Consider the following 17,925-nt stretch of genomic DNA (forward strand, 5'->3'; position numbering starts at 1 on the left):
GGAACTAACCGTCTTTTTATTCCGTCGGAAAGTGCGGTGTGTTTTGTTAAAATTTTGCCAAAAAACACCGCACTTTTTCTATTTTTATACATAATTTATTCGGCATCGCTTGTTCTTTCAGGCGCGCGTGCATCATCCCGCCGGCAATTTTTGTGTATAATACACGACTTTATCGACGATCCATCTGAAAAAACACTATGAAAACAAACCTTATCACTCTCACCCTGTTAGTTTCTTTTTCCGGCATGGCGCTGGCGCAACGTGCTCAAACGGAAAACGAATTAGACGAAATAAACGTTTATTCCGCCTATGCCGCGCCGGTTAATCAAGACAAAGCGGCTTCGTCGGTCACGGTTTTAACGGAAAAAGAGTTCGCCGAACGTGACGCCACTTATGTAAGCGATGTGTTAAAAACCGTGCCGAGTGTGGCAATTTCATCAAGCGGCGGACGCGGCACCTTAACCAATTTTTATCTGCGCGGCGCAGACGCCAACCATACCGCTGTGATTATCGACGGTGTCAAAATGAACCCGGTTTCAGGTTACGGCTTTGATTTCGGCGGTTTGCCGTTAAGCAATATTGATCGCATTGAAGTGTTACGCGGCGAACAATCGGCACTCTGGGGCAGCGACGCTATGGGCGGCGTGATTTATATCACCACCAAAAGCGGCTTACACAAAGATAAACCGTTTAACGTGGATTTTGATTTAGGCACGGGCTCGCACCGCACGCGCGATGCTTCCGTCACCTTTTCCGGCTATGAAAACGGCTTCTATTATACCCTTCACGGCGACAGTCACCGCACCGCGGGCATTTCGGCGTTAAGCAAACATCAATTTGCTTACGCCGGCGAAACCGGCGGCGATGTGATAACCGGCGGCGCGGAAGAAAACGATAAATTCCACCGTGATAATGCCTCGTTAAAACTGGGCTACGACGACGATCACAAAGGGATTGAGCTCCTTGCTTCACATTTCTCACAAACTGCAAATTTCGATAATAATGTGGGCGATGAAACCGACCACCGCACCCGCAGCCGTGAAACCCTCTTTAAATTAGGCGGTTATGTCGGCGGCGATCAGGATCTGTTCAAACATAAAGCAAGCATTAGCCACATCAAAACCGACAGCGATACCTTTGGCTATTCAAGCGCTTATGACGCTAAAAAACTGAATGCGAACTATCAGTTAGATATTAATTTTGATCGTGAAGGTGATGTAACCCAAGCGCTGAGCTTATTGGGCGAATATCAAAAAACGCATTACGATTCGACTTACTTTTCTCCGCATGGTGAAAAAACGTTAATTGAGAAAAGCGTGGCGGCCGAATATCGCCTCTTTACCGAAGACGATCACAGCCTGTCGGTAAGCGGCCGTTTTACCGACAGTTCAGAATATGACGATTCGTTTACCGGACGCATCGCAGGCGCATATCGCCTTGCGCCGAACCTCAAAGCGCACGCCAGCCTCGGCAGCGCGGTGCAAAACCCAACGATAACCGAATATTACGGCTACAACGGCCGCTATATCGGCAACCCGGATTTAAAACCGGAGAAAAGCCGCGGCGGCGATGCGGGTTTGTTATTCGAAAGCAACGACAAACGCCACAGCCTTGATGTGACCTATTTTGCCCGCAATGTGAAAAACTTTATCAGCAGCCGCACCGTGGGGAACGCAAGTCAGGCCGTTAATCTTGACGGCACAACCAAAATCCGTGGCGCGGAATTCGCTTATCACGGCAACTTGACCGATGCACTCAGCGCTTATGCCAACTACACCTACACCCGCGGCAAAGACAGCCAAAACATGACATTAGTCCGCCGGCCGCGGCATCTGGCAAATGCGGGATTGGCCTACCAGATAACGCCTGAGCTTGGCGCAAACGCCAACATTTCCTATGTGGGTAAACGCAAAGATACTTATTTTGATCCGCTCACGTACGCCCAATCCCGGGTGAAACTGCCTTCTTACACGCTGCTTAACTTAGGTGTGGATTACCGGCTCAGCCAAGCTTTAACCGTTTATGCCAACCTGAACAACCTGTTCGACAAAAAATATGAAAATATTGTCGGTTACGGACAAGACGGTCGCAATCTGTATGTCGGTTTGAAAGGGAGTTTTTAAGAGCTTGACCGTGATTTTTGCTAACCCTGCGGGGGCTGGCACCTCCGTCTGCCCCGGCAAAACCGCGCGATGCCGAATATGTTAAAAACTCGCTCGTTTTTCACCGCACTTTTTCTGCTCTGCGCCGCGGATTTGCCACTCCCCGCCCAAGCCGAGCAGTTCATTTCGCTCAATTTGTGCAGCGATCGCCTGCTGATTGAGCTGGCTCGCCCGGAACAAATTGCGGCCATGTCGCCGTATTCTCAAAAGCCGTTGATGATGCTGGAGAAAGTCAACCGCACCAAACCCGTTGTCGAACCGAACTTGCTTGAACTGTTGCCCTATCAGGACAAAACCATTTTGCTTAACCCGCAGTTCTACCCCCGGCTGACCGAACAGCTCAAGCAACTCGGCGTAAAGGTGGTGCCGGTCAGCGATCCGCATACCGCCGAACAGCTTTTTGCCTTAATTGAACAATTAGGCGAACTGACGGGCAATCCGGATAAAGCCGAACGGTTAATCGAGCAATTACGCTTACCCAAAACCCGGCTGAACACCGCGCTTACCGACACGCTGATACTGACCGAAACCGGCGTGGCGGATCAGCATTTGCCACGATATCAGGCTTTGCTGGATTTGCTCGGCTTAAGCGCACTGAAAGAAGCGCTGACGCCGCAAAATTTCTCGTTGGAAACACTCCTGCTCGCCCAACCGAACCGGCTGATTTCCATTACCGACAAACAAAGCTACAATGCCCAATCGGCGCTGCTCAGTCACCCGATTTTACAAAAAATCTTCCCGCACCGAACCTTGGCAACGCTCCCCATGAAATACACCTATTGTTTTGATCACGGCCTCTGGCAAGGGGCGGAGCGGGTTTATCGGCAATTAAAATAACGGACGAAATATCAAGAACAACGATGCTAACCAAAATCACAAAACTCAATGTATGCCTCGGCACGCTGTTGCTGGCGATTCTCGCAATTGCCTGTTATGCCAATTTGTCGGCGTTTATCGCATTAAAAAACGCCGACGGCGTGCTGACGGATATGCGCTCGCTGGTGCTGTGGGACATTCGCCTGCCACGGTTGTTGCTTGCGGTACTGACGGGCGGCTGTCTGGCGTTGGCCGGCAATGCGATGCAGGGCGTGCTCCAGAATCCGCTGGCAAGCCCCGGCTTACTCGGCAGCGCAAACGGCGCAACCACCGCCAGCGTAGTGATACTTTATTATTTTTCGCTTCCGTTCGGCGGATTAGTCGTCGGCGGTATTAGCGGTGCGCTGTTGAGTTTTCTGCTGGTTTATCTGATTGCGAAAAATCACGGCACGACGATGATGATCTTAAGTGGCTTGGCGGTGAATATGTTGCTCGGCGCCATGATCGCGCTATTGCTTTCCAACGCCGACAGTCCGTGGGCTTTGGCGGAGCTGTATCGCTGGCTGCAAGGCTCGCTCGCTTGGGCAACATCGGATACGCTGTTGCTTTCTTTGCCGTTCGTGCTGTTGGGGATATTTTGCCTTTATTCACAACGCCGTTATGTGGATTTGCTCACCTTCGGCGAGGAAACCGCCGCCACTATGGGCGTGGATCTCAAACGCAGCTTTTTTATCACCGCTTTCGGCGTGGCGTTGCTGGTGGGCGCCACCATTCCGCAAACCGGCACCATCGGGTTTATCGGTTTAATCGCCCCGCATCTGGCGCGCATGTTGCTGCCGGCACCGCCTTCCCGGCTTTATCTCAGCAGTGCGTTATTCGGCGCCTTGCTGCTTGTCTGCGCGGATTTAGCGATTATCCATATTCCGCTGTTCGCGCATATTTATATCGGCACGCTCACGGCCATGATCGGCACGCCGTTTTTGATTTGGATATTGCTGAGCCAACGGAGAAGTTACCATGATTAAAGTTGAACATCTTTCGCTTGCCTATGGTTTAACGAACGTCAGTTGTCACATTCCACAGGGCAGATTGGTCGGCATTATGGGCGCAAACGGCGCGGGCAAATCCACGCTACTCAAAGCAATTGCCGGCATTTTACCGGCGGTCAGCGGTCGGATTTTGCTAAAAAATCACCCCATCGGCGAAATGACGGCCAAACAACGCAGCGAACAGATTGCCTATCTCGCGCAAAATCCGCAGGTTTATTGGGATTTAAGCGTTTATGATGTGCTCGCCCTCGGTCTGCCTTATGGGCATAAAAAAACGGACGAACAGGTAAAAGTGCGGTCGGTTTCCGCGCAGTTTTCCATCACCCATTTACTGCATAAACCCTTCCGCCGGCTTTCGGGCGGCGAAAAAACACGGGTGCAACTTGCCCGTTGCTGCATTAAAAACGCCCCGCTGTTACTTGCCGACGAACCGATTGCGGCGCTTGATCCTTATTATCAAATCGATATTATGCAGCAACTCAAAGCGCTTACCCCGCAACACACTTGCGTGGTGGTGATTCACCATTTATCGCTGGCGTATCGCTTTTGTGATGAGGTGGTGCTATTGCATCACGGCCGTTTGGCCGCAAGCGGTGCAACCAAAAGCGTACTGACCGCGGAGAATCTCGCTCAAAGTTTCGCTATCAAAGCGGAAATCTCGCCGCAGCGGGGTGAGATTTTTGCCGTGGATAAATGCTAAACTGCATTTATCCGCCCCGGCACGCCAACCACAGTGTTCCGTTTTTATAGTATGCCGAATGAGACTGGCGGGCGATTAAATCCACATAGGCGCCGTCAATCGGTCGATAGGAGCGATAAATCACTTCAAAACGCGTGGCACGGGCATTTAACGGCTGGTTCACAATATGGTCAAAGGGTTCGACCTGACCGCCATCCAATTGAAAATAAATGCCGAAATTTTCAGGCTTGCGGCTTTCCCGCGAGAGCGGAAAATAAGTGATCAAATAAGAATTTTGCGCCGTTTCAAGGTTGCTACAGGTGTAATAATAACGCTTGAAATTAGCCGGATTAGCAAGTTCGGCCGCCGAAATCTCGGTTTTTAAATAACCTAGTTGCGCGGTTTTTGGGGTTTTGGATGACTGACTCGTACAAGCGAATAAGGCCAAAAGTGCGGATGAAAATAAGATAAGTTTACATTTGTGCATAAAATCAGGTTCCGATAAAAAAAGAAAACGGCGGTTATCATAGCGGAAATTAAAGCCGGTGCAAGAATAAGCACGCGAATTTACCTTGCGCTGAATAAATCTGCCTGTTGTTCATCATCAACCTAAAACAAACTCTGCTGCCCGGTCAAAAATTCGGGCGGCGCTTTCAGGTTAAAGCCGCATTCTGTCAAATACCCTTTCAGGCTTGCGATATTATAGAACGCATGGCCTTTGGTGGTGTTTTGAAAATAAAGATACAGCCGGTCAAATTCCGCTTTTCGTTGCTTTAATAAGGCGGCGAGATGCCGTAATTCCGCATCGTTATACCGATAATCGTGCCGCTCTTTGGCGGATTGAGCTTTCCACCAATTCGGATTGCGGCCGTGCAGGCGCAAATAAGCCGTGCGTTGGTTGATATAAAATTGAAAGGCCGGCAAACCGATATCGGGCGGATAATCCACATTGCACCAAATCAAATTTTCTTTGCCACGAAAATACTCCAACACCGCGGGCGTATGCCAACTTGCGTGACGAAATTCAATGGCAAGGGGATAACCGTTAAACATTGAGACCAATTCGGCAAGATAATAGCGGTTAGTCGCCGTACGCTCAAAACGGGCGGGAAACTGCACAACCAAATTGGCTAAACAATGATTTTCCCGCAACGGTTGCAAGGCGTTCAAAAATGCCTGTGCCTGCTCGGCGCTTGCGCTGCGTTGATGGCTGAAATCCTGATGCAGTTTCACCGAAAACTGCAACCGCCCTTCCGCCTTTTCCACCATTCCCTGCAACGCCTTCGCCCCAATCGGCGCGTGAAAAGTGCTGTTGAGCTCAATGGCATCGTAATGCTGACTGTAAATCGACAAAAAATCGGCGTTATCCGTGCCGAAAGGATACAGCGAACCGATTAAATCCGTATCGCTATAACCGCCCGTGCCGATGTAAATGTGGGGTGTTTGCATTTTGGTTTGCTGAAAGTGAAAAACGGATAGTTTAGGGGGAATGGGGAGAAATGCAAACGCTTTTTGAACGGTTTAAATAAAAAGTGCGGTCGGATTTTTATTTATTTTCGCCGATTTCCCTCTTGACAAGGGTGCTATACTCAGAGCGTTTTTGCTTTTTCAGGAGAATATATGAATACAAACAAACCTTTTCCTTTACCAACGGGATATTTCGGCATCCCCCTTGGCTTGGCGGCGCTTTCGCTTGCCTGGACACGGTTTAGCCACTTTTCTATTTCAACGCTTATCAGCAATATCTTAGGTATCGCCGCCATTTCGGTGTGGTTGGTTTTTATCGGCATGTATCTGTATAAAATCCGCTATTACCGCCATGAAGTGCGAGAAGAATATCATTGCCCGGTGCGCTTCTCATTTCTGGCGTTAATCCCGATTACGACCATGCTGGTGGCGGATATTTTATACCGTTGGCAGCCTTTTATTGCTGAAATCATGATTTGGGTCGGCACAGTCGGACAACTGCTTTTTTCCTCCCTCCGCATCAGCGAATTATGGCAAGGCGGAGTTTTTGAACAAAAATCCACGCGCCCGCCGTTTTATTTGCCAGCCGTCGCGGCCAACTTCACCAGCGCCAGCTCACTGGCATTGCTTGGCTACAACGATTTAGGCTTCTTATTCTTTGGTGCGGGCTTAATTGCATGGATTATTTTTGAGCCGGTGTTGTTGCAACATTTACGCATTCAATCCATCGAACCGCCATTCCGGCCGACCATGGGCATCATCCTCGCCCCGGCATTTGTGGGGGCGTCCGCCTATTTGGCGGTGAATCACGGCGAAGTGGATACGTTTGTGAAACTCCTCTGGGGCTACGGCTTCTTGCAGCTTTTTTTCTTAATCCGTTTGCTACCTTGGATCGCCCAAAACGGCTTGAATATCGGCTTCTGGAGCTTCTCATTCGGACTGGCCTCCATGGCAAACAGCGCCGTCGCATTCTATCACGCCGGCGTACTCACCGGCGTCGCGATAGCCGCCTTTGCATTTGCTAATGTAATGATTTTAGGACTAATCGGTTTAACCTTTTACAAACTCGCCAAAGGGCAATTCTGGCTGAGAAAATAAGCATTTATTGAGATTTACTTATTTAAAGCTGAACCTAAAAGTTCAGCTTTATTCGTTTTAAAATAGAGAAAATTTTGACCGCACTTTTGCTCGGACAATCCACTTTGATGGCGCGTGTGTCCTAATGCGTGCCCAAGGAATTAAAAGTGCGGTTGGTTTTGGGATTGTTTTTAAGGACTGGAAATTAACTTCCAACTTAATGTCTACCTCAACAAATTGGAAGTTGAATTCCTATTTATCCCCACGGCTCACGCCATGGGTTAAGCATCATGTTGTGCCTTTGGCACAAAGTGAGCTTGGAAAGTGCTGTTAATTTCAATCGTGTCGTAATGCTGGCTATAAATCGATAAAAAGTCAGTTTTATCCGCACCAAAAGGATACAGCGAACCGATTAAATCCGTATCGCTATAACCGCCTATGCCGATGTAGATTTGGGGTGTCTGCATTGTTTTTAGGTATTTGACTAGTTTGTATCACTTACCTAAATTTACTCGGTAACTGAGTTATTCGGAAATACCGAATAGCTGAAAACCAATGAAGTTTTCTTAATAGATTTCAATACAAGCTGGTGCAAACATCCACGCTTGTATCCTAAATTACTTTTCTTTTCAGCTAAAATAACAAATAAGTAATTTAGATTAGGAGGCACAAATATGAATGCTTATACCATTTCCTTGGATAAAAAAATAGGGGATTCTATTAATCTAGATATTTCTCTAAGAGTTCTAATATAGAAAGAATAATTACTTTCTCTTTTTTCATTGTTAACCCAAGATTTCAGATAGTCATTAGGCGATATGACTTTACTTTTATCAGAACTAAACATCTTATTAGTATATTTCCTTAGGGACTCTTCACTTTCATGAGCAATATGGTTTCGGATTACTCTTAATTTTTCAAAAGCAGGGGCATAATTTTGATCAGAAATTAAAATATCAAAAGGATTTTGATTATCTTTAAATATATGCTTAGATAACAACTCTATTTTAGATATATATTCTATATACGTTCTATCTCCTTTTAAGAAAGCTTTGAAATGTTCTGCGTTATCAAACTTTAATTTTCGTATATCTTTATCTTCTGAACTGGATGGGGTAGTTGAAAATTCAATGAATTTTTCTATGAGAAATTTTTCAAATTTAATCCAACATCTAAATATTGCTATATCAAAGAATTCTGTTTCTTGTGCCCATTTATCTTGGGCATCTATATATTGCTCAAGATCTCTAATATTCATATTAGTCACCTAAAAGTCTAAAAATTCGTAAGATTCGTTCTTGTCTTTTATTTTTGTCAGTCGTATGTCTTCTATGCAGTTCATTAATTTCTTGATAAGTTGATTTTCTATCTGGACTCATTGTTGAATCTTTAGATAAGGCATTTTCAATATTAGAAATAAATTCATCTAGCTTATTATTCAAATTAAAACCATCTCTTTTCATTATGGATGCTGAGTTAGTGATACCATCTGTTAAATTAGATATAAAGCCTCTTTTTATTGCTAAAATTGCAAATAATGTATAGAAATAATTTTTATTGCTAAATATATTTCTTTGGATGAAAAATGAGAATAATTCAAAGATGTCATTCATCAGTAAATCAAATTTTTCGATAATAACATTAGAACCTTCGAAATTATCATTAAATTCCTCATATACTTCATCAATATATCTAGGATTCTCAGAGACAATACCTTTTATTAACAAAATTAAAAGAGAATTAATTAACTCAGCATCTTTCATTCTAGAAACTTCTTTTTCTGTTACAATTTTATTATCTATAATAAATGATCTATATTTTGATAATAGTTGGTATACTATAACCTTAAAATCCCCCCAATATTTAGAGTTTCTTATTTCTTGTTTATTTAATACTACATTGTTTGAATTTAATCTAGAGAACATATCATAAATAACTGATTCATCTTCTTCATTTATTACTTGAGCAACAATCTCATATTGTAATATTTCTCTTTTATAATCATCATCAAGTTGTTCAAAATACATATCTCCGACATCTTGATTATGCTTCTTCATAATACTAAATGATTCATTATGGACAAAATCAATAATTGCTCTTAGTCTTTGTTGTCCATCTATGACTTCTCTATTGTTTTTTCTAGTAGAAATATCTACTCTTTGATGTAAAAAAATAGGAGGTATAGGCATCCCTCTTATTATTGTATCAATTAAATAAGATTTGGCATTATTATTCCAAACACTATTTCTTTGATATTTTGGGGAATAATTAATTTCTCCCTTCGAATACCATTCGACAATATCACTAATTTGTACAATTTTTGCTGTAAATTTTTTTTGCATATATAACCTCTCTGCTATATTAAGAAATTTTCTTATGGAACTATACTAAATAGTCTAATTGATAAAGTAACATTTTATGACTCTAAGTCTAGAGCCGGCAGACTATTTTAAAATACCTCTAAAATCAATGAGTTAAAATTTATACCCTACTTCATCGCCACAGTCAACCACTTGTGAACCATTTCATCGTCCCAGCCTTTGCGTTTGGCGTAGTCGTCGGCTTGATCTTGGTCGATTCTCCCGAGCGTGAAGTAGTTGGACGCTGGGTGGGTGAAGTACCAGCCGCAGACGGAAGCGGCTGGGAACATTGCGTAGCTTTCGGTAAGTTTCATTCCGATGCGTTGTTCCACTTCGAGTAAGTCCCAGATAATTTGTTTTTCCGTGTGTTCTGGGCAGCTTGGGTAGCCTGGCGCTGGGCGAATGCCGACGTAGTTTTCGGCAATTAAGCCATTGTTGTCGAAGGTTTCATCGGAGTAGCCCCACACTTTGGTGCGGAGTTCAAAGTGCAGGTATTCCGCCATTGCTTCGGCTAAGCGGTCGCCGACGGCTTGCAGCTGAATTGCATTGTAGTCATCGCCTGCGGCTTTGTAGCCTTCAACTAACTCATATTCTTCCACGCCTGCACAGACGGCGAACATTCCAAACCAATCTTGCTTGCCGCTTTCACGGTCGGCGATAAAGTCGCTCAAACAAAGGTTGTGGGCGTTTTTGCTGTTTTTGCCACGTTCGGTTTGTTGGCGGAGATTGTAGGCTTTGCCAGCCAATAAAGTGCGGTCGGTATCTTGGTAGATTTCGATATCATCGCCCACTCGGTACGCTGGGAAAATCCCCATTACGCCGCTTGGTTTGAGCTTGCCTGTTTGTTCGATCTCGTCTAGCACTTTTTGTGCGTCGTTCCACACACGGCGTGCTTCCGCACCGCTTTCTGGGTGGTCGAATGCGTCTGGGAAGCCGCCTTTTAAGCCCCATACCATAAAGAACGGCGACCAGTCGATAAACTGGCGAAGCGTCGCCACTGGCACGTTTTTGTATTCCACAATGCCTGTCTGCTTCGGCGTTGGCGGCGTGTAGTCTGCCCATTCGCCGCTGAATGGGTCAAATCGATTGGCACGAGCTTCTTCAATGGCAAGCTGTTTGCGTAACGGCTTGCGGTTGGCAAAGGATTGCTGGATTTTTTCGTAGTCCGCTTTGAGTTTCGCCCACAATTCCGCTTTGGTGTCAGGGTTCATCAAGGCGGCACAAGCAGAAACGGCACGGGAAGCGTTGGTGGTGTAAACCACTTCGTGCTTATATTTTGGATAAAGTTTAATCGCTGTATGCTCTTTGGACGTGGTCGCGCCGCCGATCATCACAGGCAAGTTGAGATTTAAGCGAGTCATTTCGCCTAAAAAATACTCCATTTCGTCAAGCGATGGCGTAATCAAGCCGCTTAGGGCGATCACGTCCGCTTTTTCCCGAATGGCGGTTTCGATAATACGATCCGCAGGCACCATTACGCCCAAGTCAATCACTTCAAAGTTATTACATTGCATTACCACGCTTACGATATTTTTGCCGATGTCGTGCACGTCGCCTTTCACGGTCGCAATGACCACTTTGCCGTTCGACACGCCTTTTTGCTTGGTGGCGTTGATAAACGGCTCTAAGTAAGCGACCGATTGCTTCATCACGCGTGCCGATTTCACCACTTGCGGCAAGAACATTTTGCCGTCGCCGAACAAATCGCCGACCACGTCCATTCCGTCCATTAGCGGCCCTTCGATCACTTCCAGCGGCGAGCTAAATTTTTGGCGAGCTTCTTCGGTGTCTTCCACAATGTAGGTGGTAATCCCTTTCACGAGAGCGTGCTTCAACCGCTCTTCCACCGCCCAAGTTCGCCACTCTGCAACACCAGTTTCTTCTGCGGAAACGGTCTGATTTTTCAATTTTTCGGCAAAATCAAGCAGGGTTTCGGTTGCGTCCGACTTGCGATTTAACACCGCATCTTCCACCACTTCACGCAGTTCCGGATCGAGATCGTCATAAATCGCCAGCTGCCCAGCGTTTACGATCCCCATATCCATACCTTGCTTAATGGCGTGATATAGGAAGACGGCGTGGATTGCTTCACGCATTGGGTTGTTGCCCCTAAACGAGAACGACACGTTCGACACACCGCCCGAGATTTTGGCGTGTGGCAGCGAGCGTTTAATCCGACCTGTGGCGTTGATAAAATCCACGCCGTAGTTGTTGTGTTCTTCAATCCCCGTGCCAATCGCAAAAATGTTCGGGTCGAAAATAATATCTTCGGGCGGGAAGCCGACTTCATTTACCAAAATGTTGTAAGCCCGAGTACAGATTTCCACCTTGCGATCTTCGGTGTCCGCTTGCCCCACTTCGTCAAACGCCATTACGACCACCGCCGCCCCATATTTGCGGACGAGCTTGGCTTCACGCACAAATTTTTCCACGCCTTCTTTAAGCGAAATGGAGTTCACAATCGGCTTGCCCTGCACCACTTGCAAGCCTGCTTCGATCACGTCCCATTTGGACGAGTCGATCATAATCGGCGCTTTTGCCGCTTCGGGTTCGGTGGCGAGAATGTTCAGGAATTTGGTCATCGCCTTTTGTCCGTCGAGCAAGGCTTCGTCCATATTCACGTCGATGACCTGTGCGCCGTTTTCCACTTGGTCAATGGCAATCTCAATCGCTTCCGCATATTTTTCTTCTTTAATCAGCTTTTTGAACTTCGCCGAACCTGTTACGTTATTGCGTTCGCCGACGTTCACAAACAAGCTGTCGTCATCAATGTTAAGCGGCTCTAAGCCCGACAAACGCATTGCTGTTTTAAAGGTTGGAAGTCTTCGTGGTTTCACGCCCTTGGTGACTTCCGCAAAGGCTTTGATATGTTCAGGCGTTGTGCCACAACAGCCGCCGACAATGTTCAAAAAGCCGCTTTCCGCCCACTCTTTGATATGCTCCGCCATTTCATCTGCACCCAAATCATAGTCGCCAAAGGCATTCGGCAAGCCTGCGTTCGGGTGAACAGAAACATAGGTTTCGCAAATGTTGGAAAGGGTTTCCACATAAGGACGCAACTCTTTCGGACCTAAGGCACAGTTCAAGCCAAAAGTGATTGGTTTAGCGTGGCGGAGCGAGTTGTAAAAGGCTTCGGTGGTTTGCCCCGAAAGGGTTCGCCCCGATGCGTCGGTAATCGTGCCTGAAATCATCACAGGCAGCCGAACGCCCAGCTCTTCAAACACATTTTCAATCGCAAATACCGCCGCTTTGGCGTTGAGCGTGTCGAAAATGGTTTCGATCATAATCAGATCCGAACCGCCTTTGATTAAGCCTTTGGTCGCTTCCGCATAGGCTTCCACGAGCTGCATAAAGGTAACGTTACGAAACCCAGGATCGTTTACATCAGGCGAGATTGACGCTGTTCTATTCGTTGGACCGAGAATCCCAGCGACAAAACGGGGCTTGTCAGGTGTGGAGAATTTATCCGCCGCCAAACGTGCGAGTTTTGCCCCTGCGAAGTTTAATTTATAAGCGTAATCTTCCAGTTCGTAATCCGCTTGGGCAATGGTGGTGGAGCTAAATGTGTTGGTCTCAATAATATCCGCCCCTGCTTCCAAATATTTTTCGTGAATGGCGGAAATCAACATCGGTTGGGTGAGGGTGAGCAGGTCATTATTGCCGCGTAAATCCACCGCACTTTCTTTAAACGCCTCGCCGCGGAAATCCGCTTCGGTCAGTTTATATTGTTGGATCATCGTCCCCATCGCACCGTCTAAAATCAGAATCCGTCGGGCAAGGGCATTATTCAATTGCTGGATTGTGTTTTTCAAAGTCAGATTCCCGCTTACAGATATGAGTTCAATAAACAAAGATAATAGGAAGATGGAAACAGGCTGTCAAACATTATCATCGCGGCACCAAGGCGTTACCTACCGCCGCAATATCACTATCGTCGGAATGCAGCGCAATGCTATTTTTTTAGCGATAACAAAAAACAAGCGTTTGCCGACAATCCGGTATCGCTGCAATACCTTGCTTGACGGCAAACACTTATTCGCACATAACCATGATCATTTATAAGCGGATAATCAATTTATCATACGCCCGTTTAACTTTTTCCACCGCTTGCGCCACAGAAATATCGCGCGCCAGCACAACGCCCATACGGCGGTGGCCATTCACTTCGCCCTTGCCGAATAAACGAATATCGGTATTCGGTTCCGCCAGCACATCGGCCAGATTGCCGAATTGTACCTGTGCAGATTGCCCGTCCACCACAATCGCCTTGGACGCGGCAGGGCCGAGCAGATTAATAACGGGAATCGGTAAGCCCAGAATCGCACGGGCATGCAGGGCAAATTCCGATAATTCCTGCGAAATCAGCGTCACCATGCCGGTATCGTGCGGTCGCGGCGAAACTTCATTGAAAATCACCTCATCGCCGCAAACAAACATTTCGACCCCGAAAATCCCGCGCCCGCCCAGTGCGGCAGTGATTTTGGCGGCGACATCCTGCGCTTTCGCCAGTGCGGCCGCCGACATCGCCTGCGGCTGCCAGGATTCGCGGTAATCGCCGTCCTGCTGACGATGCCCGATCGGCGCCAGAAATGAAGTGCCGTTAATATGACGCACGGTCAGCAAGGTGATTTCATAATCGAATTTCACGAAGCCTTCCACAATCACCCGCCCGCCGCCGGCACGTCCGCCCTGCTGGGCGTAATCCCAGGCTTTTTGTATCTCTTCCGCCGTCCGCACAACACTCTGCCCGTGACCGGAAGAAGACATAATCGGTTTAACCACGCAAGGAACGCCGATTTTTTCCACCGCACTTTTAAAATCGGCAAAATTATCCACAAACTGATAAGGGGATGTCGGCAATCCCAGCGTTTCCGCCGCTAGACGGCGAATCCCTTCACGATTCATGGTCAGCTGTGTGGCTTTTGCCGTCGGCACCACATTAAACCCCGCCTGTTCCAGTTCGACTAAAGTCGCCGTAGCAATGGCTTCCACTTCCGGCACGATATAATCCGGCTTCTCTTTTTCCACCAACGCTTTCAGTGCCTCACCGTCCAGCATGGAAATCGTATAGGCGCGGTGCGCCACTTGCTGTGCCGGTGCGTTGGCATAACGGTCCACCGCAATCACTTCCACCCCTAAGCGCTGTAGTTCAATGGCAACCTCTTTGCCGAGTTCACCGGAACCGAGCAGCATCACTTTGGTTGCCGTCGGCGTTAACGCCGTGCCTAATGTTGTCATTTGCTTTATCCTTATGCGGTTATGAGTTGAGGAAACTGTCGTCTAATAATAAATCGGCATTTTTATTGATACCGATCCCGCGCGCAAGCACATGTTCGGCGATCGCATGCGCTTCCGGCAGGGAATGTTCGGTATAAGTGCCGCACTGATATTCATTTAATTCCGGAATGGCTTTTTGCTCGCGCACAGTCAGAATATCCTGCATCGACGCCCGCCAAGCATCGGCAACCTGCTGTTCGTCCGGCGTGCCGATCAGCGACAGATAAAACCCGGTGCGGCAACCCATCGGGGAAATATCAATGATTTCCACTTTGTCATCATTTAAATGCTCGCGCATAAACCCGGCAAACAGGTGCTCCAGCGTATGAATCCCTTTCGGCGGTAAAATTTCTTTATTCGGCAGGCAAAAACGCAGATCAAAAACGGTGATGGCGTCGCCTTTCGGGGTGCGCATGGTTTTCGCCACGCGAACCGCCGGCGCCTGCATTCTGGTGTGATCCACTTTAAAACTATCAAGTAACGGCATAATTTCTCCTCAAGTATAAATTCTCAACGTTGTGCTGAACTTTCCGGTTAAGGCTCTGTCCTATAAAGTACAGCAACTTGCAGTTGTTTTAATAAAATTGGTTCCTTAGGTTATCCGCCGCCCGTTTCAGGCGGCCTTTCTTATCCCTTGAATTTTGTAAAGCTATGTAAACGACAAATACCGACATACCGGTGATAACATCTCATACAAAAGAGATAATCTTTTGATAATTATAGCTTTTCGCACCTATCATAGAAAAACCTTTCCGGCTCACTCATTTTTTTTCGAAAAAATGTAAATTTTCGTAAAGATTTAACCAATTTTATGCTAGACTACAATCTCTTGAAAATAGCAACTTGCAGTTGTTCAATAAAAATTGGTTCCTTAGGTTATTTGGCCGTCTGTTCAGACGGTCTTTTTTTTATGAATGAGATAACGTGCGGTGTAAAATTCGCCCGAATTCGCACCGCTTGTCGATTAAGGGCGCAGATAGCGTGCTATGTAATCGTCGCGATCCTGTTCCGTGATATTGCGTATCACCCGGCAGGGATTGCCCACCGCCAGCGTATTCGCCGGAATCGCTTTACTGACCACCGACCCCGCCCCGATCACCACATTATCGCCGATCGTCACGCCGGGCAAAATCACCACATCACCGCCGACCCAAACATTATTCCCGATAACAATCGGCTTTGCCTGTTCCCAGCCGTCGTTACGCAGCTGCGGATGCAGCGGATGACCTACGGTATAAAGACTGACATTCGGCGCAAACATTACGTTATCGCCGATTTTCACCCCGCCGCTGTCCAGGATCGTGCAATGATAATTGGCGAAAAAATTCTCGCCGACTTCAATGAAACAACCGTAATCACAAAAAAACGGCGCATTAACGTGCGGCGTATTTTTGGCTTTGCCGAAAATGGCTGAAATCAACCGCACTTTTGCCGCCTCATCAGAGGGGCGAATCTGCGTATTATATTCAAACAGCCGTTCTTTGGTTTCCAAACGCAGCCTCGCCAGTTCCGCCGAATACGGCTGATGCGCAAGGCCCGCTAGCATTTTTTCTTTTTCCGACAACATCAGATTTTATCCCTTAATCACTCGGTTAATTCGTACATCAAACACATCCATGCCCGCGGCCAATCCCGCCTGCACCCCCAGATCCGCATCTTCAAACACCAGACAATCCGCCGGTTTCACCGCAATCAACTCGGCACAGCGCAGAAAGGTATCCGGCGCCGGCTTGTGTTTTTGCACGTCTTCCGCCGTCACCACCGCATTGAAATACGCATGCAGCCGGAACTTATCCAGCAAAATATCCGTCATTTTACGGTGCGAGCCGGTACCCAGCGCCAGAGGCTTTTTACCGACAAAGGTCTTCACTACCTGCGCGGCGGGCAGCAGCGAGGAGTGCTGCATAATCAATTTAACGCCATATTCGCGTTTCAAGCTAATCACCTCATCAAGCAACGCCGCCGGCATATTGGCTTTCTTCATCATGGCTTGCGCAATCGTCCGCACCGGCGCGCCGCCAAGCTGATACATAATCTGCCCGTCCAGCGGATAGCCCATTTGTTCGCCCACCATATCCCAGGCTTTTTTATGGCTCGGCATGGTATCGATAACCGTTCCGTCCATATCAAAAATCAATCCTTTATATCGCTCAAAAAGCCGTTTATCCAACATCCTGCCACCTTCACAAAAAGAATTTCGGCTATTTTGCTATAAAATTGTGATCTTCGCACTATTTCATTGACAAATATTCGGTTAAAGTAACGCCTGATTAATCAATTCGTCGTGATAACGGAAATGGATCTGCAACAACGCCTTATTTTTTTACAACAGCGCCGGCTGATTGATGACAATGTGTGTCAGCTTGTGCTGGAGATTCGCACATATCTGTTCGAACACTGGCATGCCGATGTGGAAACCAAACAAGCCGGTATGCTGTTTATTCATCTGGCGATGGCGCTGGGCCGAATTAAACGCGGTTACGCCGCGCAAAGTCTGCACCGGGATATAGTGGCGGAAATCAAAAGTGCGGTCAGTTTTCCGCAAGTTTTACAGCGTCACCGCGAAATTCTGACGCTGATTCCGTTTGCCGTGCCGGAAAGCGAGCAAACCCATTTCATCGCCAATATTTACGCCCTGTCGCTGGCTCAACCGGATATTCTGAAAAATCTGTGAAATAAACTGAAGATAAGAAGAGAAATGAAATGGCGCACCCGAAAGGATTCGAACCTTTGACCGCTCGGTTCGTAGCCGAGTACTCTATCCAGCTGAGCTACGGGTGCGCATAATCGTGTATGCCGACCTGTCATTTCATCATTTTAATCTTATTGTAGAGTTCAATAAGATGGCGCACCCGAGAGGATTCGAACCTCTGACCGCTCGGTTCGTAGCCGAGTACTCTATCCAGCTGAGCTACGGGTGCCCTGAGTAAATGGCGGTGAGAGAGGGATTCGAACCCTCGATGGAGTTTTTGACCCCATACTCCCTTAGCAGGGGAGCGCCTTCAGCCTACTCGGCCATCTCACCACAATCGGTTTGT

General features: G+C 47.2%; 15 protein-coding genes, 3 tRNA genes and 1 pseudogene. 6 read left to right on the top strand and 13 right to left on the bottom strand.

Annotated elements, in window-relative coordinates:
- The first annotated feature begins 197 nt into the window (after positions 1–197).
- The 4 genes from ACESOH_RS09810 to ACESOH_RS09825 all read left to right on the top strand — a co-directional run bounded on the left by ACESOH_RS09810 (position 198) and on the right by ACESOH_RS09825 (position 4,727).
- Positions 198–2,123, top strand: a complete 1,926-nt coding sequence (locus ACESOH_RS09810) for a TonB-dependent receptor plug domain-containing protein (protein ID WP_373100968.1) — start codon at positions 198–200, stop codon at positions 2,121–2,123.
- Between the two features lie 78 nt (positions 2,124–2,201).
- Positions 2,202–2,999, top strand: a complete 798-nt coding sequence (locus ACESOH_RS09815) for a TroA family protein (RefSeq protein ID WP_373100969.1) — start codon at positions 2,202–2,204, stop codon at positions 2,997–2,999.
- A gap of 23 nt (positions 3,000–3,022) precedes the next feature.
- Positions 3,023–4,003 carry a FecCD family ABC transporter permease gene (locus ACESOH_RS09820; protein ID WP_373100970.1) on the top strand — a complete coding sequence of 327 codons (981 nt, stop codon included), beginning with the start codon at positions 3,023–3,025 and terminating at the stop codon, positions 4,001–4,003.
- Positions 3,996–4,727: an ABC transporter ATP-binding protein gene (locus ACESOH_RS09825; protein WP_373100971.1), complete on the top strand. Its 732-nt coding sequence runs from the start codon at positions 3,996–3,998 to the stop codon at positions 4,725–4,727. The genes ACESOH_RS09820 and ACESOH_RS09825 overlap by 8 nt, the downstream gene beginning before the upstream one ends.
- 7 nt (positions 4,728–4,734) lie before the next feature.
- On the opposite strand, the gene ACESOH_RS09830 is transcribed toward ACESOH_RS09825, so the two are convergent.
- Together ACESOH_RS09830 and ACESOH_RS09835 are read right to left on the bottom strand one after the other, a co-directional pair.
- Positions 4,735–5,193: a hypothetical protein gene (locus ACESOH_RS09830; RefSeq protein ID WP_032094072.1), complete on the bottom strand. Its 459-nt coding sequence runs from the start codon at positions 5,191–5,193 to the stop codon at positions 4,735–4,737.
- Positions 5,194–5,315: 122 nt separating this feature from the next.
- The gene (locus tag ACESOH_RS09835; protein ID WP_373100972.1) at positions 5,316–6,155 is read right to left on the bottom strand and encodes a DUF72 domain-containing protein; all 840 of its coding nucleotides are present in this window, start codon (positions 6,153–6,155) and stop codon (positions 5,316–5,318) included.
- A gap of 171 nt (positions 6,156–6,326) precedes the next feature.
- On the opposite strand from ACESOH_RS09835, the gene tehA reads away from it, so the two are divergent.
- A complete protein-coding gene (tehA, locus tag ACESOH_RS09840) occupies positions 6,327–7,271 on the top strand; it encodes a dicarboxylate transporter/tellurite-resistance protein TehA (protein ID WP_373100973.1) in 945 nt (314 codons plus the stop codon).
- 275 nt (positions 7,272–7,546) lie between these two features.
- Here tehA and ACESOH_RS09845 read toward each other — a convergent pair.
- The 8 genes and pseudogenes from ACESOH_RS09845 to ACESOH_RS09880 all read right to left on the bottom strand — a co-directional run.
- A pseudogene (locus ACESOH_RS09845) lies at positions 7,547–7,717 on the bottom strand (DUF72 domain-containing protein); the annotation flags it as partial.
- A gap of 215 nt (positions 7,718–7,932) precedes the next feature.
- Positions 7,933–8,508, bottom strand: a complete 576-nt coding sequence (locus tag ACESOH_RS09850; RefSeq protein WP_032093767.1) for a hypothetical protein — start codon at positions 8,506–8,508, stop codon at positions 7,933–7,935.
- 1 nt (position 8,509) lies between these two features.
- The gene (locus tag ACESOH_RS09855; RefSeq protein ID WP_051977471.1) at positions 8,510–9,592 is read right to left on the bottom strand and encodes a GmrSD restriction endonuclease domain-containing protein; all 1,083 of its coding nucleotides are present in this window, start codon (positions 9,590–9,592) and stop codon (positions 8,510–8,512) included.
- A gap of 146 nt (positions 9,593–9,738) precedes the next feature.
- Positions 9,739–13,422 (bottom strand): methionine synthase, encoded by a 3,684-nt coding sequence (gene metH / locus ACESOH_RS09860; RefSeq protein WP_373100974.1) that lies wholly within the window; start codon positions 13,420–13,422, stop codon positions 9,739–9,741.
- Between the two features lie 244 nt (positions 13,423–13,666).
- Entirely contained in the window at positions 13,667–14,848 is a 1,182-nt protein-coding gene (purT, locus tag ACESOH_RS09865) for a formate-dependent phosphoribosylglycinamide formyltransferase (RefSeq protein WP_373100975.1), read from the bottom strand.
- Positions 14,849–14,867: 19 nt separating this feature from the next.
- Positions 14,868–15,374: an S-ribosylhomocysteine lyase gene (gene luxS, locus ACESOH_RS09870; protein WP_032093770.1), complete on the bottom strand. Its 507-nt coding sequence runs from the start codon at positions 15,372–15,374 to the stop codon at positions 14,868–14,870.
- 477 nt (positions 15,375–15,851) lie between these two features.
- Complete coding sequence (locus tag ACESOH_RS09875) at positions 15,852–16,454, bottom strand: sugar O-acetyltransferase (protein ID WP_032093771.1); 603 nt, start codon at positions 16,452–16,454, stop codon at positions 15,852–15,854.
- Positions 16,455–16,460: 6 nt separating this feature from the next.
- A complete protein-coding gene (locus ACESOH_RS09880; protein WP_032093772.1) occupies positions 16,461–17,060 on the bottom strand; it encodes a beta-phosphoglucomutase family hydrolase in 600 nt (199 codons plus the stop codon).
- A gap of 123 nt (positions 17,061–17,183) precedes the next feature.
- Here ACESOH_RS09880 and ACESOH_RS09885 point away from each other — a divergent pair, with 123 nt between their 5' ends.
- Positions 17,184–17,561 (top strand): hypothetical protein, encoded by a 378-nt coding sequence (locus tag ACESOH_RS09885; RefSeq protein WP_373100976.1) that lies wholly within the window; start codon positions 17,184–17,186, stop codon positions 17,559–17,561.
- Between the two features lie 30 nt (positions 17,562–17,591).
- Here the strand turns inward: ACESOH_RS09885 and ACESOH_RS09890 are convergent.
- The 3 genes from ACESOH_RS09890 to ACESOH_RS09900 all read right to left on the bottom strand — a co-directional run bounded on the left by ACESOH_RS09890 (position 17,592) and on the right by ACESOH_RS09900 (position 17,912).
- Positions 17,592–17,668: transfer RNA gene (locus ACESOH_RS09890), tRNA-Arg, on the bottom strand.
- Positions 17,669–17,731: 63 nt separating this feature from the next.
- Positions 17,732–17,808: transfer RNA gene (locus ACESOH_RS09895), tRNA-Arg, on the bottom strand.
- Positions 17,809–17,818: 10 nt separating this feature from the next.
- Positions 17,819–17,912, bottom strand: a tRNA-Ser gene (locus ACESOH_RS09900).
- Positions 17,913–17,925: the final 13 nt, after the last annotated feature.

Origin of the sequence: Necropsobacter rosorum (genome assembly GCF_964241405.1) — a bacterium.
GTDB lineage: Bacteria > Pseudomonadota > Gammaproteobacteria > Enterobacterales > Pasteurellaceae > Necropsobacter > Necropsobacter rosorum.